At 75.2% G+C, this 18,334-nt stretch carries 13 protein-coding genes and 1 tRNA gene; 6 read left to right on the top strand and 8 right to left on the bottom strand.

Features of this window, described 5'->3' with window-relative positions; translation table 11 throughout:
* The first annotated feature begins 224 nt into the window (after window positions 1-224).
* Window positions 225-821: a hypothetical protein gene (locus BDZ31_RS19230; RefSeq protein WP_183344124.1), complete on the top strand. Its 597-nt coding sequence runs from the start codon at window positions 225-227 to the stop codon at window positions 819-821.
* A 137-nt stretch (window positions 822-958) separates the two neighbouring features.
* On the opposite strand, the gene selA is transcribed toward BDZ31_RS19230, so the two are convergent.
* The 5 genes from selA to BDZ31_RS19205 form a co-directional block, all read right to left on the bottom strand.
* The gene (selA, locus tag BDZ31_RS19225; protein ID WP_183344122.1) at window positions 959-2,674 is read right to left on the bottom strand and encodes an L-seryl-tRNA(Sec) selenium transferase; all 1,716 of its coding nucleotides are present in this window, start codon (window positions 2,672-2,674) and stop codon (window positions 959-961) included.
* 82 nt (window positions 2,675-2,756) lie between these two features.
* The gene (gene selB, locus BDZ31_RS19220) at window positions 2,757-4,331 is read right to left on the bottom strand and encodes a selenocysteine-specific translation elongation factor (protein WP_183344120.1); all 1,575 of its coding nucleotides are present in this window, start codon (window positions 4,329-4,331) and stop codon (window positions 2,757-2,759) included.
* Between the two features lie 277 nt (window positions 4,332-4,608).
* Window positions 4,609-4,700, bottom strand: a tRNA-Sec gene (locus BDZ31_RS19215).
* Between the two features lie 33 nt (window positions 4,701-4,733).
* On the bottom strand, window positions 4,734-5,744 hold the full coding sequence (gene selD, locus BDZ31_RS19210; protein WP_281381767.1) for a selenide, water dikinase SelD: 1,011 nt from the start codon (window positions 5,742-5,744) through the stop codon (window positions 4,734-4,736).
* A gap of 95 nt (window positions 5,745-5,839) precedes the next feature.
* Window positions 5,840-6,658 (bottom strand): formate/nitrite transporter family protein, encoded by an 819-nt coding sequence (locus tag BDZ31_RS19205; protein ID WP_183344116.1) that lies wholly within the window; start codon window positions 6,656-6,658, stop codon window positions 5,840-5,842.
* A 204-nt stretch (window positions 6,659-6,862) separates the two neighbouring features.
* Here BDZ31_RS19205 and fdh point away from each other — a divergent pair, with 204 nt between their 5' ends.
* Genes fdh through nrfD form a run of 3 tightly spaced genes read left to right on the top strand, consistent with a single transcriptional unit; the run spans window position 6,863 to window position 12,581 of the window.
* Window positions 6,863-10,033: a formate dehydrogenase gene (gene fdh / locus BDZ31_RS19195; protein WP_281381766.1), complete on the top strand. Its 3,171-nt coding sequence runs from the start codon at window positions 6,863-6,865 to the stop codon at window positions 10,031-10,033.
* Window positions 10,030-11,190, top strand: coding sequence for a 4Fe-4S dicluster domain-containing protein (locus tag BDZ31_RS19190; RefSeq protein ID WP_183344113.1), 1,161 nt, complete (start codon window positions 10,030-10,032; stop codon window positions 11,188-11,190). The genes fdh and BDZ31_RS19190 overlap by 4 nt, the downstream gene beginning before the upstream one ends.
* The gene (nrfD, locus tag BDZ31_RS19185; protein ID WP_183344111.1) at window positions 11,187-12,581 is read left to right on the top strand and encodes an NrfD/PsrC family molybdoenzyme membrane anchor subunit; all 1,395 of its coding nucleotides are present in this window, start codon (window positions 11,187-11,189) and stop codon (window positions 12,579-12,581) included. Before BDZ31_RS19190 ends, nrfD begins: the two co-directional genes overlap by 4 nt.
* Window positions 12,582-12,614: 33 nt before the next feature.
* Here nrfD and BDZ31_RS19180 read toward each other — a convergent pair whose 3' ends face one another.
* Complete coding sequence (locus BDZ31_RS19180; RefSeq protein ID WP_183344109.1) at window positions 12,615-13,175, bottom strand: SRPBCC family protein; 561 nt, start codon at window positions 13,173-13,175, stop codon at window positions 12,615-12,617.
* Window positions 13,172-13,678, bottom strand: coding sequence for a helix-turn-helix domain-containing protein (locus BDZ31_RS19175; RefSeq protein WP_183344107.1), 507 nt, complete (start codon window positions 13,676-13,678; stop codon window positions 13,172-13,174). The genes BDZ31_RS19180 and BDZ31_RS19175 overlap by 4 nt, the downstream gene beginning before the upstream one ends.
* Window positions 13,679-13,793: 115 nt before the next feature.
* Between BDZ31_RS19175 and BDZ31_RS19170 the strand changes: the two genes are divergently transcribed.
* Together BDZ31_RS19170 and katG are read left to right on the top strand one after the other, a co-directional pair.
* Complete coding sequence (locus tag BDZ31_RS19170) at window positions 13,794-14,234, top strand: Fur family transcriptional regulator (RefSeq protein WP_343075636.1); 441 nt, start codon at window positions 13,794-13,796, stop codon at window positions 14,232-14,234.
* Window positions 14,235-14,302: 68 nt separating this feature from the next.
* Window positions 14,303-16,537, top strand: a complete 2,235-nt coding sequence (katG, locus tag BDZ31_RS19165) for a catalase/peroxidase HPI (RefSeq protein ID WP_183344105.1) — start codon at window positions 14,303-14,305, stop codon at window positions 16,535-16,537.
* A gap of 66 nt (window positions 16,538-16,603) precedes the next feature.
* On the opposite strand, the gene BDZ31_RS19160 is transcribed toward katG, so the two are convergent.
* A complete protein-coding gene (locus tag BDZ31_RS19160) occupies window positions 16,604-18,295 on the bottom strand; it encodes a VanW family protein (RefSeq protein ID WP_183344103.1) in 1,692 nt (563 codons plus the stop codon).
* Window positions 18,296-18,334 lie beyond the last annotated feature (39 nt).

The raw sequence follows: 18,334 nt of genomic DNA, 5'->3' as shown, positions 1-18,334 counted from the left end.
GCCTTCCCGGTGCCTCGAACTACTGCTTCGGTATACCGCTCCAGAACTAGGCAGACGGTGCCGACGGCGGCACGCTGTGACCCGATGCAACGGCCTGCTCGGCACGTCCTCACTCCCCTTGACGGACCTGCCATGCCCGCGGCCGCCGCATCGAGCAGCGGACCGGACGGGGCACCCCCTTACCCGTCCGGCCGCTGCTGCGCCGCTGCCGCCGAGACCGGCCGATGCTGAGCGACGGGACCCACTACGACGTCGGCGCGACGCTGCGCTGGGTCGAGATCGCCGAGCGGCTGCGCGCCGCCGAGGTGACGCTCCTGCATTGCCTCGCGCTCGTGCGCGGGATCGACCCGGATCTCAGCGCCACCTCTGCGATCACCGTCGCCGAGGCGCAGGTCGACGAGCTGCGCGGCGCGGTCGCCGAGCTGGGCGACCGAGTCGAGCAGATCGGGGCGCTGACCGACCGCACCCGGCGCGGTTCGTTCGAGCTGCGGCTGCGGACCCTGCAGCTCGAAGCCGAGGCGGCGCTGTCGGCCGGCGTCGCCGACGTCGAACGCGCCGAGGTGCTGGCCCGCTGCCTGCCGGTACACAGCGGCTTCCCCGCGCTCGCTGCCACGTTGCGCTGCACCGACGCCCACGAGTCGTGGGGCGGGGCGCCGATCGGTCACCTGCTCGGCTGCTTCCGCGACGCCGACCTCCACCTCGTCCGCCACGTCACCGGCCTCGCGACCCTCTCGCCGGAGGCGCGCTGGGACCAGTGCGACCGCGAGCAGCTCGGACGCCTCGCGCTCGTCCTCGAACGCCACGCCGCGGCCGCCCGCTGACCGCGGACCGGCCGCGGTCGCGATGCGCGGGCCGAGCAGGATGGCTCATGCCGTGGTGCGCAGCGCTGCGGCGAACGGGCCGAGCGCGGAGGGCTCATGCGGTCGAGCGGAGCGCCGCGGCGGCCGGTCGCGCACGGTCATGCCGTCGAGCGCAGCGCCGTGGCGATCGTCGCGGCGGCGTCGTCGAGCTCGTCGTCGGCGAGCGTGCGGGGGTCGATGAGCACGCGGCCGTCGGCGATGCGTGCGAGCAGGGGCGGGTCGGCGCTGCGCAGCGCGCGGGCGAGCGGCGCCGGGTCCTCGCCGGGCGCGCCAAGCGCGACCGCCGGGCCGCGCAGCGCGAGCAGCGGCAGCGCCCCGCCGCCGACGCGGGCCTCCGCCTCGACGAGCGCGACGCGGTCGGCGGGTGCGGCGGCGGTCGTGTGGGCGCGGTGCGAGTCGGGGCGCGTGATGGTCGCTTCGATGTCGGAGGCGCCACTCGCGCCGGCTTCGCGGGCGGCGGCGGCGAGGCGTTCGGCGCGGGCGCGGAGGGTGGTGGGTGGGAGGTCGAGCATCGCGAGGACGGGGACGTCGCGGCGGGCGCGGGCGGGGTCGCGGTAGAGGGCGAGCGTCGCGGCGAGCGCGGCGAGCGGGAGGCGGCCGATGCGCAGCGCGCGGGCGAGCGGGTGGCGGCGGCAGGCGTCGATCGCCCATGCTCTGCCGAGGAGGATGCCGGCCTGGGGTCCGCCGAGCAGCTTGTCGCCGCTGAAGCAGACGAGCGCGGCGCCGGCGGCGACCGAGCGGGCGACCGGCGGCTCGTCGGCGAGCGCGTCGATACCGGTGGCGAGCGCGCCGGAGCCGAGGTCGTCGACGACCGGGACCCCGAGCCCGCAGAGGGCCTCGATCGCGACCTCCTCGACGAAGCCGACGGTGCGGAAGTTCGATTGGTGGACGCGCAGGATCGCGCTCGCGCCCCCGCCGCCGGCCGCGACCGGCGCGAGCGCCTGCTCGTAGTCGGCGAGCCGGGTGCGGTTGGTCGTCCCGACCTCGACCATCCGCACCCCAGCCTGCGCGAGCACGTCAGGCACCCGAAACCCGCCGCCGATCTCGACCAGCTGCCCCCGCGAGACCGCGACCGCCCGGGAGGTGGTGTGGGACGGGGGTGCGGTCGGGCTGGGGAGGGGAGTGGTGTGGGGCGGTGCGGCGAGGGTGGCGAGGGCGAGGAGGGCGGCGCCGGCGCCGTTGTTGACGGCGATCGCGTCTTCGGCGCCGGTGAGCTCGCGCAGCAGCGCGGTGACGTGGTCGTGGCGGCTGCCGCGCCGGCCCTCGTCGAGCTCCAGCTCGACGTTCGCGTAGCCGCGCGCCGCGTCGGCGACCGCGGCGGCGGCCGTGTCGGCGAGCGGCGCGCGTCCGAGGTTGGTGTGGACGATCACGCCGGTCCCGTTCAGCACGCGCCGCAGCGTCGGCCGCAGCCGCTCGCGCCCCCGCGCGACGAGATCGACCTCGTCCCGCGCGCCGCCGATCAGCTCGGCCCGCCGCTCGTCCAGCACCGCCCGCGCCGCCGCAACCGCCTCGGCCATCGACGCCGCGCCCGTCGCGCCGCCCTCGCCCGTCGCGCCGCCCTCGCCCGTCGCGCCCACCGCGCCGTCCGCGCCCGTCGCGCCCACCGTGCCGCCCGCGCCCGTCGCGCCGCCCGCGCCCGTCGCGCCGCCCGCGCCCGTCGCGCCGCCCGCGCCCGTCGCGCCGCCCGCGCCCGTCGCGCCGCCCGCGCCCACCGCGCCGCCCGCGCCCGTCGCGCCGCCGGCGATCGCGGCAGCGAGGCGGTCGACGGCGGGGAGGGCGCGGAGGCGGGTTTGGAGGTCCGGGTCGGTGGTCATCGCGGGTGCTGCTGTGGCGCATTGGCTTTCTGGGCGTGCTGAGTACGTGCAGAAAGCCAATGCGCCGCGTGTCGGGGGTCGGTCATGTGCGGGTTCGGGGTTGGAAGAGGATGCGGCGGTCGTCGGGGAGGCGGCGGGTGACGCGGGTGGCGTCGAGGTGCTCGAGGAAGGCTTGGGCGCCCTTGCGCGAGATGCCGAGCGCGTCGCGGACGCTGGCCAGGGTCGTTTCGCCGTCGCGCTCGAGCAGCGCGACGATTCGGTTGCGCATGTCGGCGACGACGTCGGCGTGGCCGTAGAGCCGTCCGCTGACCCGCACCGCCACGCCGGCCTCCCGCAGCGCGCGCAGCGCCGCCCGCTCGTCGGCCATCTGCGCTTCGGAGAGCAGTTGCGCCCCGGCCGCGCGGAGCCGCTCGGCGAGCGCCTGCGCCGCGGGGTCGAGCGGCGCGCCGAGGCTCTCCGACGGCTCCGAGCGCGGGCGTCCGGTCGAACTCCGGTCGTTTGTACCCCGCTGAGGGGGAGAAACGACCGGAGTTCGCGGCTCGGGGCGGGCCGCGGGCTTGGGCTCGGGGCGGCCGTCGCGGAGGGCGCGGAGGCGGGTGAGGATCTCGGGGCGGCGGCCGTGGCGGCCGGCGGCGGCGTCGAGGACGATGCCGCCGCCAAGGGTGTCGGGTGGGGAGAGGCGGCGGACGACGAGGCGGTCGCGGTCGCAGGCGAGCAGCGGGCGCTCCAGCCGCAGCTGCCAGAGGCCGTCGTCGCTGAGCTGCGCGAGGCGGGCGGGGGCGTCGCGGGTGCCGTGGTGGGCCTGGACGCGCTCGTTGTGGCGCGCGTCGCGCAGGGCGAGTGCGCAGTCGAGGATCGTCGTCGGGCGCAGCGCGCCGGGCGGGGCGAGCACGTCGCCGCGCGCGACCTCGCTCACGCGCACGCCGGCGAGGTTGAGCGCGACCCGCTGGCCGGCCCGCGCCCGCTCGACCGGACGGTCGTGAACCTCGACGCCGCGCACGCGCGCGGCCGCTCCGCGCGGCGCGATCTCCAGCTCGTCGCCGACCGCGACCGCACCCGACCACAGCGTCCCGGTCACGACCGTCCCCCGCCCGACGACGGTGAAGGCGCGGTCGACGTGAAGCCGCGCCGGACCGGTCGCCTCGCCGCGGCTTGTCAGGGGCGCGACGGCGCGGTCGAGCGCGGCCCGCAGCTCGTCCAGCCCCGCGCCGGTGCGGGCCGAGACGGCGACGATCTCGCACCGCGGCAGCAGCTCGCGCGCCTCCTCGACGGCCGGCGCCGGGTCGGCGACGTCGGCCTTCGTGACCGCGACGACCCCGGCGCCGACGTCGAGCGCGCGCAGGACCTCGGCATGCTCGATCGTCTGCGGCATCACGCCGTCGTCGGCCGCGACGACCATCAGGAAGGCGTCGACGCCGGTCGCGCCGGCGACCATCGTGCGCACGAACCGCTCGTGGCCGGGCACGTCGACGAGCGACACCGCCCTGCCCGACGGCAGCCGCAGCGGCGCGTAGCCGAGCGCGATCGTCAGCCCCCGCGCCTTCTCCTCCGGCAGCCGGTCGGTATCGACCCCGGTCAACGCGGCGACGAGCGTCGTCTTGCCGTGGTCGACGTGCCCGGCGGTGCCGAGCGTCAGCGGTCCGGCCGACCGTCCCATCGCACGCCCGTCCCGGTCCCCAGCCCCGACGCCCCGCGCCCGGGCGAGGCGGCCCTGCCGAGCGAGCGGCGAGCGCGCCGCCCCGCCCCGCGCCTGAGCGGCATGGCATCGGCGACGGAGCTGCGAAGGAGCCGCCCCGTCCCGCGCCTGAGCGGCATGGCCTCGGCGGCGGAGCGGCGCCGGAGCCGTCCCGCCCCGTGCCCCAGCGGCGCGGCCTCGGCGGCGGAGCGGCGCCGGAGCCGTCCCGCCCCGCGCCCGAGCGGCGCGGCTTCGGTGACGGAGCGGCGAAGGAGTCGAACCTTCCCGGCGCGGAGAGCGCGCCGCCGACGGCTTTGAAGGCCGTTCGGGGCACCGGCCCCGGGCCGCTCCACGGTGAAATTCGACGCGCCCTCTGCCATCGGCTCAGCGCACGCGGATCGTCCCGGGCGGCCCCGCCCGCAGCGTCCCGACCACCGGACCGGGCACCCGCGCCGCCGCGTCCGCCGGGAGCGCGATCAGCAGGCCGCCGGAGGTCGTCGCGTCGGTGACGAGCCGCCGCCGCCACGCCGGCACGCCGCCATCGAAGGTCGCGAAGCCCTCCGCCCACGCCGCGTTGCGGCGCGCGCCGCCGGAACGGCCCGGCGCCTCCTCATCGCCGCCGGAGAGGAGCGCCTGCACGCCGTCGAGCGCCGGCACCGCCGCGGCCTCCAGGTCAGCGGCCAGCCCGCTCTCGCGGCAGAGGTGGTGGAGGTGGCCGAGCAGTCCGAACCCGGTCACGTCGGTCGCCGCCCGCGCCCCGGCCTCCAGCGCCGCACGCGAGGCGGCGGCGTTCAGCTCCGTCATCGTCGCGACCGCCCGCGCCAGCAGCGCGTCGTCGACCGCGCCGCGCTTGCGCGCCGCCACGACGGCCCCGACGCCGAGCGGCTTGGTCAGCACGAGCGCGTCGCCGGCCCGCGCCCCCGCGTTCGACAGCACCCGTCCCGGATCGACGACCCCCGTCACCGCCAACCCGTACTTCGGCTCCGCGTCGTCGATCGAATGGCCGCCCGCGATCACCGCGCCCGCCTCCTCGGCGACCGCCAGCCCGCCGCGCAGGATCTCCGCCAACGTCTCGCCGCCGAGCGATCTCAGCGGATAGGCGACGACGTTCAGCGCCGTCACCGGCGTCCCGCCCATCGCATAGACGTCCGAGAAGGCGTTCGCCGCCGCGATCCGCCCGAAGTCGAACGGATCGTCGACCAACGGCGTGAAGAAGTCGATCGTCTGCACCAGCGCCAAGTCGTCACGGACCCGGAAGACCGCCGCGTCATCGCTCGTCGCCGACCCCACAAGCAACCGCTCATCCTGCTGAGTCGGCAGCCGCCGCACGATCGGCAGCAGCTCCGCCGCCGGCAGCTTGCACCCGCACCCGGCGCCGGCGGCGAGCGAGGTCAGCGGCGGCGCCGCGGCGGTCGACGGAGAGCTGGCTGCGGTCACTGCGATCTCGTCTACCCCGGGGTCGGCGGAGGCATGCTTCGCCGCCCCGCCCCTCACGCCCTCTCGCTCGCCCGGTCGGGTGGGCGGCGGTCGGTGCCGCGGACGTACAGGTACCAGTACGACAGCGTCACGAAGAGGAAGGCGCCGACGAAGTTGCCGAGCAGGGCGAACAGCCAGTTGCCGAGCGTGTCGCCCCAGCCGATGCCGGGGACGTCGGCGAAGATCGCGGCCGGCAGGAAGAACATGTTCGCGACGACGTGGTCGAAGCCCATGGCGACGAAGGCCATGATCGGGAAGAAGATCGCCAGCACCTTGCCGGCGACGTCCTCGGCGGCGAGCGCCATCCAGACGGCGAGGCAGACGAGCCAGTTGCAGCCGACCGCGCGCAGGAAGACCTGCCATTCGCTCTCGGCGTGCGCCTTCCCGTTCGCGATCTCGGCGAGCCGTCTCAGCGGGGCCTCGGCCGTCACGACGCCGGTTCTGACCGCGAGGAAGTAGGCGACGAACAGCGACCCGAGCAGGTTGCCGATCAGCACCCACAGGAGGTTCAGGCCGATCCTGTCGACCTGCGCTCTGCCGCCGAGCCCGCTCAGCGGGACGAGCGCCATGTTGCCCGTCAGCAGCTCCGATCCCGCGACGACGACCAGCACGAGGCCGAGCACGAAGACCGTGCCGGTCACCAGCGTCTGGACGCCGCCCCACGTCTCGGGGTCCATCCCGGCCGAGACGACGATCGCGACGAGACCGGCGAAGGCGATGTACGCGCCGGCGAGGAAGCCCGCGACGAGCGCCTTGTCGAGCGGCAGCGCCGCCTTCGAGGCGCCGGTCGCGACGCCGGCTCTGGCGATCTCGGGCGGGCTCTTGAACGGCATCGGTCGCTCCCGGGACGAAGGGCTGGTGTGCGCGGCCCGTACCCGGGATCTGGCGCGCCTACGCGCCCGCCCACTCGCGCACCGCCGGTGTGCGCGCGCCGCGGAGCGGGTACGCCGATCGCGATGGCCGACACCGGCGCACGACCCGGCTCCTTCGAGCGCCTGCGGCGCCTCCCGCTCGTTGGGCGCGCGCTCGACTGGGGGATGGGCGAGTCGGCGCTCTCGCCGGCGACCCGCGAGGCCGGCGCGCGGATCGCGGGGCTGAGAGCGACCGAGTCGGTCTGCCCCTACTGCGCGGTCGGCTGCGGCCAGGTCGTCTACACCCGCGGCGGCAGACTGGTCGACATCGAGGGCAACCCGCGCTCGCCGATCAACCAGGGCACGCTCTGCCCGAAGGGCGCCGCCTCGCGGCAGCTCGTGCAGCAGCCCGGCCGGCTGACGAAGGTCAGATACCGGCGGCCGGGCGGGACCGAGTGGGAGGAGCTCGAGCTGGAGCGGGCGATGGACATGATCGCCGACCGGCTGATCGCCGCCCGCGAGGCCGGCTGGCAGGACGAGGACCACTACGGCAGAAGGGTCGACCGCACGCTCGGGTTCGCCCACCTTGGCGGCGCGACGCTCGACAACGAGGAGAACTACCTCATCAAGAAGCTGTTCACCGCGATGGGCGCCGTGCAGATCGAGAACCAGGCGCGCATATGACACAGCTCCACGGTCCCCGGTCTGGGGACCTCGCTCGGTCGCGGCGGCGCCACGACCTTCCTGCAGGACCTCCAGCACGCCGACTGCATCCTGATCGAGGGCTCCTCGATGGCGGAGGCGCATCCGGTCGGCTTCCGTTGGGTGATGAAGGCCAAGGAGCGCGGCGCGAGAGTGATCCACGTCGACCCGCGCTTCTCGCGCACCAGCCAGCTCGCTGACCGCCACGTCGCGATCCGCGCCGGCACCGACATCGCCTTCCTCGGCGGGCTGATCCGGCACGTGCTGGAGACCGAGTCGTACTTCAGGGAGTACGTCCTCCACTACACCAACGCATCCGCGATCGTCGGCGAGCAGTTCCAGGACGCCGAGGAGCTCGGCGGGCTCTTCTCCGGCTGGGATCCCGAGACCGGCACCTACGACCGCAGCACGTGGGCGTACGAGGGCGGCGAGGTCGCCGCGGCAGCGGGCGTGCGCGAGCACTCGACCCAGGCGTTCGAGGGCAAGAGCGGCATGCACGCGGGCGAGTTCAAGCGCGACGAGACGCTCCAGCACCCGCGCTGCGTCTTCCAGCTGCTGAAGCGCCACTACGCCCGCTACACACCCGAGATGGTCGAGCGCATCTGCGGCATCTCGCACGAGGACTTCCTCGCGGTCGCCGACGCGCTGGTGGAGAACTCCGGCCGCGAGCGCACGACCGCCTTCTGCTACGCGGTCGGCTGGACGCAGCACACCGCCGGCGTGCAGATGATCCGCGCCGCCTCGATCCTGCAGCTGCTGCTCGGCAACTTCGGACGCCCCGGCAGCGGCATCCTCGCGCTGCGCGGCCACGCCTCGATCCAGGGCTCGACCGACATCCCGACGCTCTACGACCTGCTGCCCGGCTACCTGCCGATGCCGAGATCGAGGGCCGACGACCTCACGCTGGAGGGCTACATAACGAGCAACGGCGCGCTGCGCGGCTGGTGGTCGAACTTCGACAAGTACGCCGTCTCGCTGCTGAAGGCGTGGTTCGGCGACGCCGCGAGAGCGGAGAACGACTACGGCTTCCCGCGGCTGCCGAAGATCAGCGGCAACCACTCGCACTTCGCGACGACGATGCGGGCGCTCGACGGCGGCCTCGACGGCTTCTTCGTGATGGGCCAGAACCCGGCGGTCGGCTCCCAGCACGCCGGGCTGCAGCGGCGGGCGCTGGCGAGATTGAGATGGCTGGTGGTGCGCGACCTCGCCGAGATCGAGACGGCCAGCTTCTGGCGCGACAGCCCCGAGGTCAGATCGGGCGAGCTGCGCACGGAGGAGATCGCGACCGAGGTCTTCCTGATGCCGGCGGCGACCCACGTCGAGAAGGAGGGCTGCTTCACCAACACCCAGCGGCTCGTCCAGTTCCGCGACAAGGCGCTCGACCCGCCCGGCGACGCGCGCAGCGAGCTGTGGTTCATGCACCACCTCGCCAAGCGCGTGATCGCCCGCTACGCCGGCTCCAGACGCGAGCGCGACTGGCCGATCGCCAACCTCAGATGGGACTACCCCGAGCACGGCCCGACGCGCGAGCCCGACGTCGAGGCGGTGCTGAAGGAGATCAACGGCTACGACGTCGCCGACGGGCGCCCGGTCTCGACGTTCAACGAGCTGAAGGCCGACGGCACGACCGCCTGCGGCTGCTGGATCTACGCCGGCATCTTCGCCGACGGGGTCAACCAGGCGAGGCGGCGCGACCCCGGCGCCATCGACGACCCCGCCGGCGGCTGGGTCTCGCCGGAGTGGGCGTGGGCATGGCCGGCCAACCGCCGCACGCTCTACAACCGCGCCTCGGCCGATCCGGACGGCAGACCGTGGTCGGAGCGCAAGCGCTTCGTCTGGTGGGACGAGGAGGCCGGCAGATGGGGCGGCTACGACGTGCCCGACTTCCAGCCCGACAAGCGGCCCGACTACCGGCCGCCGGAGGGTGCGCGCGGGATGGACGCGATCTCGGGCGCCGAGCCGTTCATGATGATGGCCGACGGGCGCGCCTGGCTGTACGCGCCGAGCGGGCTCAACGACGGCCCGCTCCCGACCCACTACGAGCCGATCGAGTCGCCGGTCGAGAACCTGCTCTACCCGCAGCTCTCCTCCAACCCGACCGGGATCCGCTGGCAGCGCGCCGAGAACCCGATCAACCCGACCAGCGACCCGCGCTTCCCGCTCGTCGCGACCAGCTTCCGCCTGACCGAGCACCACACCGCCGGCGGCATGAGCCGCTGGCTGCCGTGGCTGGCCGAGCTGCAGCCGGAGATGTTCGCCGAGATCGACCCGGTGATCGCCGCCGACCGCGGCATCGAGGACGGCGGCTGGATGACGATCGTGACCGAGCGCGCCGAGATCGAGGCGCGCGCCCACGTCACCGACCGGATCAAGCCGCTGCGGGTCGACGGGCGCCCGCTGCACCAGATCGCGCTGCCGTGGCACTGGGGCTACGGCGGGCCGCTCCCGGGCGACTCGACCAACGACCTCGGCCTGATCTCCGGCGACCCGAACGTCTCGATCCAGGAGTCGAAGGCGTTCTCCTGCGACGTCCGCGCCGGCCGCCGCTCGCGGCCGACGACGACCCGCCTCGTCGGGGCGGCGCCGCCCCGCCCGCCGGTCCCGACCAACGCCGACGATCCCAGCGCCGAGGAGCCCAAGGAGGCGGCCGAATGACTCGGCACGCGGTCTCGCCCGCGGTCGGAGGAACCGGCTCGGAGGCCCGCACCGCCACCTCGGCGCCGCCGACCGAGGTCGCGCTCCATCGCGAGGGCGCCCGCCGGATGGGCTTCTTCACCGACACGACCGTCTGCATCGGCTGCAAGGCCTGCGAGGTCGCCTGCAAGCAGTGGAACGACCTGCCGGCCGACGGCGCGCAGTTCCGCAAGGGCGCCTCCTACGACCACACCGGCGAGCTGTCGGGCAGCACGTGGCGCCACGTCCGCTTCGTCGAGCTGCTCGAGCCCAGCCCGCAGCTGCGCGCCGAGGCGGCCGCCGCGATCGCGGCCGGCGACGGCGGCCACGTCCCGGCGATCCCGGCCGCCGGCGGCGGCAGACGGCCCTCGCCGGCGGAGCTGGCGAGCGCCGGCGGCGGCGTGCGGGCCGAGGAGCTGCCCGACCTCGTCGCGGTCGCCGAGGACCGCGACGGCGACGGCCACGTCGACGTCGACGAGGCGGTCGCGCGGATGGGCGACTGGATCTTCATGTCCGACGTCTGCAAGCACTGCACCAACGCCGGCTGCCTCGACGCCTGCCCGACCGGCGCGCTGATCCGCACCGAGTTCGACACCGTCGTGCTGCAGCCCGACGTCTGCAACGGCTGCGGCTACTGCGTCCCGGCGTGCCCGTTCGGCGTCGTCGACCGCGACCCCGAGGACGGCCGCGCCGCCAAGTGCACGCTCTGCTACGACCGCCTGCAGGACGGCCTGGAGCCGGCCTGCGCGAAGGCGTGCCCGACCGACTCGATCCAGTTCGCCCCCTACGACGAGCTGGTCGAGATCGCCTCCGGGCGGGTCGCGGCGCTGCGCCGGCGCGGGATCGACGGCGCGTACCTCTACGGCGCCGGCGACGAGCCCGAGCGCCAGCTCGCCGGCGGCCTCGGCGCCTTCTTCCTGCTGACCGAGCCGCCCGAGCGCTACGGCCTGCCGGCGCACGCCGACTCGCCGATCCAGCAGAACGTCGTCCCCGCGACGGCCGCGGCCGTCAGCGCCGGCCTCGCGGCGGCCGGGCTCGCCGCCGCCGCCTTCGTGCGCGCGGCGCGGCGGGCCGCCAGTCCGGAGCCGCGGCGCGGCGGCCGGCGCGCGCGGCGGCGCGGCGCGAGGAGGGCGCGATGAGCGACGATCGGCGCGACCGCCCGGCCGAGCGCCCCGAGGGGCCGCTCGACGCGACGCCGCCGCCGCCCGCCGTGCGGCCTGAGCACGAGCCGCCGGCGACCAGCGGCGGACGCGAGCGCGCACTGGCGCGCGAGCATGCCGGAGCGGGGGAGCGCGACATGACCCCCGCCGTCGGCACGCGCGGCGAGCCGGCCGCGTGGGAGCGCGCCTCCCCGGCCGGCGAGGTCGCGCTCGCACGGCGCGGCTGGGGCGACGCCGCCTGGTCGTTCCTGTTCGGCCGCGACGACACCGCCTACCGCGTCGAGCCGCAGCCCGGCGAGGTCGCGGAGGCCAACCGCCGCGGCCGCGCCGCGCCGATGCCGGAGACGGTCCAGGGCCCGGTGATGAAGCCGCCGGTGTGGACCTGGGAGGTGCCGCTCTACTTCTGGCTCGGCGGCGTCGCCTCCGGCGCCTCGTTCGTCGCACTCGCCTGCGACGCCGCCGGCGACGAGCGCTCCGCGCGGACCGCGCGCGCCGTCGCGCTCGGCGCCGTCGGGCCGGCGCCGCTGCTGCTGATCGCCGACCTCGGCCGCCCGGCGCGCTTCCTCAACATGCTGCGGATCGTCAAGCCGCGCTCCCCGATGAACCTGGGGGCGTGGGCGCTGGTCGCCTTCTCGGCGCTCGACGGGGCCGCGGTCGGCGCCGACCTGCTGGGGCTGCGCCGGACGGCGCGCGCGCTCGGCGGCGCGACCGCCGTCGTCGGCGGCTATCTCGGCTCCTACACCGGCGTGCTGCTGGCGGCGACGGCGGTGCCGCTGTGGGCGCGCAGCCGGCTGCTGCTCGGCCCGATCTTCGTCTCGACCGCGACCGCGACCGGCGCGGCGGCGACCCGCCTCGTGCTCGTCGCGCGCGGCCTGCCGGAGGGCCACCCGACGCGCCTCGCGCTCGGCACGCTGGAGACCGGCGCGATGCTGACCGAGCTGGGCCTCTCGTCGCTGAACGAGCGCAGGCTGAGACATGCCGCCGCGGCGATGACGGCCGGGCGGCCCGGCCTTCTCTTCAAGCTCGCGAGAGGGGCGGTGACGACCGGCCTGCTGCTGCGGCTCGTGCGCAGACCGCTCGGGCCGCGCGCCCACCACGTCGCGAGCGCGCTCTACCTCGCCGGCGGGCTCGCCTTCCGCTACGCGTGGGTCGAGGCCGGCAAGGCGTCGGCCCGCGACGACCTCGCGGTCGCGCGGATGGCGCGCGGCGCGCTGACGGTCGAGGACGTCCCCGGCGCGCCTCCGCACGGCCGCCGGCTGGAGTCCCGCCGGCGCGCGGTGCTGCGCCGCGGCGGCGGCGCCGCCGCGCGCGGCTGGAGCGAGGCCGTCCGCCGCATCAGCCTCGCGGTCGAGCGCGCGCTGCCGCGCTGAGCCGCCGGGCGCGGAAATGCCGCCCCGCGACGCTCAGCCGAGCCGCGCCGCGAGCGCGGCGAACGTCTCGGCGTCGGTCGCCCACGCGTTGAGGACCGAGTGGCCTCTGGCGCGGATCACGAGCGCGCCCTCCGCGGTCACGACGCCCTCCTGGTGCTGGGAGCGGAACCACGGCTCGCCGGCGGGGAGGGCCGCGGGCCGCTCGACCTTCGCGCTGCGCCGCTCGCGGCCGCGGTGGCGCTCGAGGTAGCAGCGCAGCTGCTGGAGGAAGGTCGTCCAGCCCTCGTTGACCTCGTCGTAGATCCCGTCCCAGCTCGCCGCGCCCGCGGGGGCGGCGCGCGTCAGCCGCACGACCGTCTTCCGCTCGCCGGCCGGCTCCAGCTCGAAGCGGCCGCCGCCGTGGGTGTCGAGCGTCAGCGCCTCGGCGTCGGCGGTGACGTCGTCGAGGTAGATCGCCCGGATCTCCGCGTCGAGCTGGTCGTAATCCCAGCCGTGCCAGCGGCGCAGCTCGGCAGGGTCTCGCAGCGCCCGCCACACCTCGGCGGCGGGGGCGGCGATCGTCAGCTCGACGACGACGGGGTCTGCGTCGGTCATCCCTCTGCCTCTCCTCGGGCGGGGGCCGGGTGGCCGCCCGCGACGATCCGGTAGCTCCTGCCGGCAGGAGCGTCGAAGCGCGCCAGCACCTCGCCGACCGCGGCCGCGAGCGCGTCGCCGAGCCGGCTGACGTCGGCCGGCTCGGCGAGCCGCACCTCACTCTCCAGCGTGAACGTCAGCAGCCGTCTGCCGGCCGCGGCGGCCGCCTCCTGCATGCGGCTGACGTCGCGGACGAGATCGGCGGCGGCGACGATCAGGTGCTCGGCCGCGTCGCGGTCGCTGGTCGCCTCGCGCGCCTGCAGGACGCGCTCGACGCAGCCGCGCCGCCGCCGCTCCTCGACCAGCTCGACCAGCCCGGCCCGCTCCAGCTCGCGCAGGTGGTAGTTGACGCGCTGGCGGCCGAGGCCGAGCTCGCCGGCCAGCTCGGTCGCCGAGGCGGGCTCGCGCAGCCGCTCGAGCAGCGTGCGGCGCAGCGGCGAGATCGCGAGGCGGGCGGTCGACACGGGCCGATCGTGCCATTCGGAAAACTGATTTGTCAAATCGTGGTCGCGAACGCGCCGTCTCTGGTGCGAGACAAACTCTTGACACGATCCATAGTTTGAGGAGATGATGTTTGGCGTGACCGCGCAACCGCCCGCGCCGTCGGCCGATCTCCTTCGCGAGCACGGCCTCCACGTCACCGTCCAGCGCCTCGCGGTGCTGCGGGCGGTGCACGGGCGCGCGCACGCGACCGCGGACGAGGTGGCCGAGGTCGTGAGGTCCGAGATCGGCACGATCTCGCGCCAGGCGGTCTACGACGTGCTGGGAGCCCTGGTCGAGAAGGGGATCGTCCGGCGCATCCAGCCGTCGAGGTCGCCGGCCCGCTACGAGGCGCGGGTCGACGACAACCACCACCACCTCATCTGCCGCGGCTGCGGCCGGATCGTCGACGTCGACTGCGCCGTCGGCGACGCCCCGTGCCTGCACGCCGCGGACGACCACGGCTACGCGATCGACGAGGCCGAGGTCATCTACTGGGGCCGCTGCCCCGCCTGTCGAGAGGCGGCCGACGGCCGCTGAGCGCCCCGCGCGAGCACACCCGCAGTGCGTCACACCAGAGTCCGCCACACCAGCGAGCCAGGAGAGCGATGAGCACCACTGAGGAGCACGGCCCGGTCACCACCAGCGACGAGCACAGACCGATGGGCTGTCCCGTGATGCATGCCGAGCATCAGGCCGTCGGGATCACGGCCAACCAGCACTGGTGGCCGCACCAGCTGAACCTGCGGATCCTGCGGCAGAACAACCCGCAGGCCGACCCGAACGGCGCCGCCTTCGACTACGCGGCGGAGTTCGCGAAGCTCGACGTCGACGCGCTGATCGCCGACGTCGACGCGCTGATGACCGACTCGCAGGAGTGGTGGCCGGCCGACTACGGCCACTACGGCCCGCTCTTCGTCCGCATGAGCTGGCACGCCGCCGGCACGTACCGGATCCACGACGGCCGCGGCGGCGGCGGCAGCGGCGCGCAGCGGTTCGCCCCGCTCAACAGCTGGCCCGACAACGCCAACCTCGACAAGGCACGCCGCCTGCTGTGGCCGATCAAGCAGAAGTACGGCCAGAAGATCTCCTGGGCCGACCTGCTCGTGCTCGCCGGCAACCGCGCGCTGGAGACGATGGGCTTCAGAACGTTCGGCTTCGCCTTCGGCCGCGCCGACATCTGGGCGCCGGAGGAGGACGTCTACTGGGGCCCGGAGCGCGAGTGGCTCGGCGACGAGCGCTACAGCGGCGACCGCGAGCTGGCCAACCCGCTCGGCGCCGTCCAGATGGGCCTCATCTACGTCAACCCGGAGGGGCCGAACGGCAAGCCTGACCCGCTCGCCGCCGCGCGCGACATCCGCGAGACCTTCGGCCGGATGGCGATGAACGACGAGGAGACGGTCGCGCTGATCGCCGGCGGCCACACCTTCGGCAAGACCCACGGCGCGGCGCCGCCGGAACCGCACGTCGGCGCCGAGCCGGAGGGCGCGCCGCTGGTCGACCAGGGCCTCGGCTGGATCAGCACCTACGGCAGCGGCAAGGGCGACGACACGATCACCTCCGGCCTCGAGGGCGCCTGGACCAACGATCCCGTGAGGTGGGACAACGGCTTCTACGAGAACCTCTTCGGCTACGACTGGGAGCTGACGAGAAGCCCGGCCGGTGCCTGGCAGTGGCGGCCGACCAACCCGGAGGCGCAGGAGGCCGTGCCGGTCGCGCACGACCCGTCGAGGAAGACGGCGCCGATGATGGCGACGACCGACATCGCGCTGATCAGGGACCCGGCCTACCTGGAGATCTCCAGACGGTTCCACGAGCACCCCGACCAGCTCGCCGACGCCTTCGCACGCGCCTGGTTCAAGCTGCTCCACCGCGACATGGGGCCGCCCTCGCGCTACCTCGGCCCGCACGTGCCGAGCGAGGAGCTGGTGTGGCAGGACCCGGTGCCGGCGGTCGACCACCAGCTGGTCGACGCGGCCGACGTCGCCGCGCTGAAGCAGAAGGTGCTCGACAGCGGCCTCTCGGTCGCCCACCTCGTCTCGACCGCGTGGGCGTCGGCGTCGACCTACCGCGACACCGACAAGCGCGGCGGCGCCAACGGCGCGCGGATCCGCCTGGAGCCGCAGGCCGGCTGGGACGTGAATGTCGCCTCCGGCGTCGCGCCGGTGCTCGACGTGCTGGCGAAGATCCAGCAGGAGTTCAACGCCTCACAGAGCGGCGGCAAGCGGATCTCGCTCGCCGACCTGATCGTGCTCGCCGGCGGCGCGGCGGTCGAGGCGGCGGCGAAGGCGGCCGGCCACGACGTGCAGGTGCCGTTCTCGCCGGGCCGCACCGACGCCTCCCAGGAGCAGACCGACGTCGAGTCGTTCGCGGTGCTGGAGCCGAAGGCCGACGGCTTCCGCAACTACCTGCAGCCGGGCCTCGGCATCCCCGCCGAGCACCTGCTGCTCGACAAGGCGTTCATGCTGACACTGTCGGCGCCGGAGATGACGGCGCTGCTCGGCGGCCTGCGCGTGCTGGGCGCCAACGCCCACGAGTCCAAGCACGGCGTCCTGACCGACCGTCCGGGCACGCTGACGAACGACTTCTTCGTCAACCTGCTCGACCTCTCCAGCGAGTGGAAGGCGACCTCCGACAGCGAGGAGCTGTTCGAGGCGCGCAGCCGCGAGAGCGGCGAGGTGCGCTGGACCGGCACCCGCGTCGACCTCGTCTTCGGCTCCAACTCGGAGCTGCGCGCGCTCGCCGAGGTCTACGCGTCGGCCGACGCCGGCGAGAAGTTCGTCGCCGACTTCGTCGCCGCCTGGGCGAAGGTGATGGACCTCGACCGCTTCGACCTCGCCTGAGGACGAGCCGACCCGGCCGACCCGATCGCGATGAGAGGGCCCCGCTCCGGCGGGGCCCTCTGTGCGCTACTCGTCGAGCAGGTCGTAGGTCGTCGTGCGCGTCGAGCGGTCGGTGCGGCCGTCGCCGTATCTGACGACCCGCGTGACGTCGATCGCGAAGTCGCCGCCGGGGACCGGACGGCGGCTGCCGGTCTCGGCGGTGACGGTGCGCCCGCCGTTGTTCCCGTAGAGGCTGACGGTGACCGACGTCTCGTCGGCGGAGGCGCGCACGAGCACCGGCGCGCCGGTGTCGTTGGTCCAGGCGAGGTCGATGTCGGGGTAGTTGAGCGTCGCCTCACGGCCGGGCGGATAGCGGTCGATGTAGAGGCTGTGCGGCTGGCTGGTGTCGAGCTGGAGGCCGGCGAAGAAGGCCGCGTTGTAGATCGTCGTCGCGAACTGCGAGACGCCGCCGCCGACCGACGGCACCAGTCTGCCGTCGGCGATGAACGGCGCCGGGACGTAGCCCTTCGCGCGGGTCCGCTCGCCGACGACGCCGTTGAGCGAGAACCGCTCGCCGGGGGCGACGCGCGTCCCGTCGACCGTCGCCGCCATCGTGCGGATGTTCGTCACGCGCGGCTGGCCGCCCTCGTAGTAGGTCGTGAAGGTGCCGATCAGGTGCGAGACCTCGCGCGCCTGCGCCGTCGTGACCTGCGGCTCCGCGCGCTCGACCGGGAGCCTCGCGCGGTGGGAGCCGCTGTGGACGGCGCGCGCGATCGACCTGCTCAGCGCCTCCCGGTCGACGGTCCGCCCGGCGGCGGCCGGCTCGACGCTCACGTCGGCCGGCTGCGGTCTCCACGTCAGGTCGCCCTTGCCGTCGACGGTCGTCGCCCGCGCGGGGGCCTCGACGCGCGCGTCGCGCGGCGGCCGGTCGCGCTGCTCGGCGACGCGCGCGACGAGCGCGGAGAGCTGCTCGTCGTCGACGCCGAGGCGGACGCGACGGCCGCCGTCGAGCGGCTCCAGCACGAGCACGCCGGCGAGCCTCGCCGGCTCCAGCGGCAGCGGCTCGCCGCCGCCCGCGAGCACGAGCGGTCTGCTCAGCAGCAGCTCCGCGTCGGCGACCACGTCGTCGACCTCGGCGGCCGAGACGACCGGGCGCTCGCGCACCGCGACCCGCACCGGGCCGGGCGCGCGGCCGAGCATCGCCGCCCGCAGCCGTTCGCGCAGCTGGGCGCGGTCGAGTCTGCGGCCCGCGCGCGGCGGCTCGGCGTCGACCCGCGTGCCGTCGTCGGATATCTCCAGCCTGCCGGGGAAGGAGGGGCGGTCGACCCGGCGCGCGAGCGACGCGACCGCGCGGTCGAGCGCGCTCGGGTCGACCGTCGCCGCGAGCGCGACGTCGCGGCTCGCGACCAGCCCCTTCAGCGTCGCCGGGAGTCCGCCGAGCGCGCCGCCGCGGCCGGCGTCGAGCGCCCGCTCGACCGACCCGTCGAGGTCGACGGCGTAGCCGGCGCGCGCGGGGCGGATCCGCAACGTCCGCTCGCCGGCGACGACGACCAGCGGCCGCTGCGGGTCGGTCGCCGCGGCCAGCCTCCTGCGCAGCTCGTCGCCCGACATGCCGGAGGCCGAGATCCCGGCGATCTCCGTCCCTGGCAGCGCCTCGCCGTCATGCAGCAGCCGCACGACGAGCGCGAGCGCCGCGAGTGCGACGAGCAGGCCGGCGACGGCGGCGAGCGCGAGCAGCGCCGGGCGCCGCCATGTGCGGAGACGACGCGTCGCCGTCAAGGATGCTGCTCGCGACCGACCATACCCCTCTGTCTACCA

Origin of the sequence: Conexibacter arvalis, assembly GCF_014199525.1 — a bacterium.
Taxonomy (GTDB): Bacteria; Actinomycetota; Thermoleophilia; order Solirubrobacterales; family Solirubrobacteraceae; genus Conexibacter; species Conexibacter arvalis.
The sequence above is the reverse complement of the archived record's forward strand: the minus strand, read 5'-3'. Positions and strand labels throughout refer to the sequence as shown.

Coding starts and splice junctions, on each gene's coding strand:
- selA (WP_183344122.1), bottom strand. CDS start 2,674: ATGACCACCGACCCGGACCTCCAAACCCGCCTCCGCGCCCTCCCCGCC.
- BDZ31_RS19180 (WP_183344109.1), bottom strand. CDS start 13,175: ATGACCGACGCAGACCCCGTCGTCGTCGAGCTGACGATCGCCGCCCCC.
- selB (WP_183344120.1), bottom strand. CDS start 4,331: ATGGGACGGTCGGCCGGACCGCTGACGCTCGGCACCGCCGGGCACGTC.
- BDZ31_RS19190 (WP_183344113.1), top strand. CDS start 10,030: ATGACTCGGCACGCGGTCTCGCCCGCGGTCGGAGGAACCGGCTCGGAG.
- katG (WP_183344105.1), top strand. CDS start 14,303: ATGAGCACCACTGAGGAGCACGGCCCGGTCACCACCAGCGACGAGCAC.
- BDZ31_RS19205 (WP_183344116.1), bottom strand. CDS start 6,658: ATGCCGTTCAAGAGCCCGCCCGAGATCGCCAGAGCCGGCGTCGCGACC.
- nrfD (WP_183344111.1), top strand. CDS start 11,187: ATGAGCGACGATCGGCGCGACCGCCCGGCCGAGCGCCCCGAGGGGCCG.
- BDZ31_RS19230 (WP_183344124.1), top strand. CDS start 225: ATGCTGAGCGACGGGACCCACTACGACGTCGGCGCGACGCTGCGCTGG.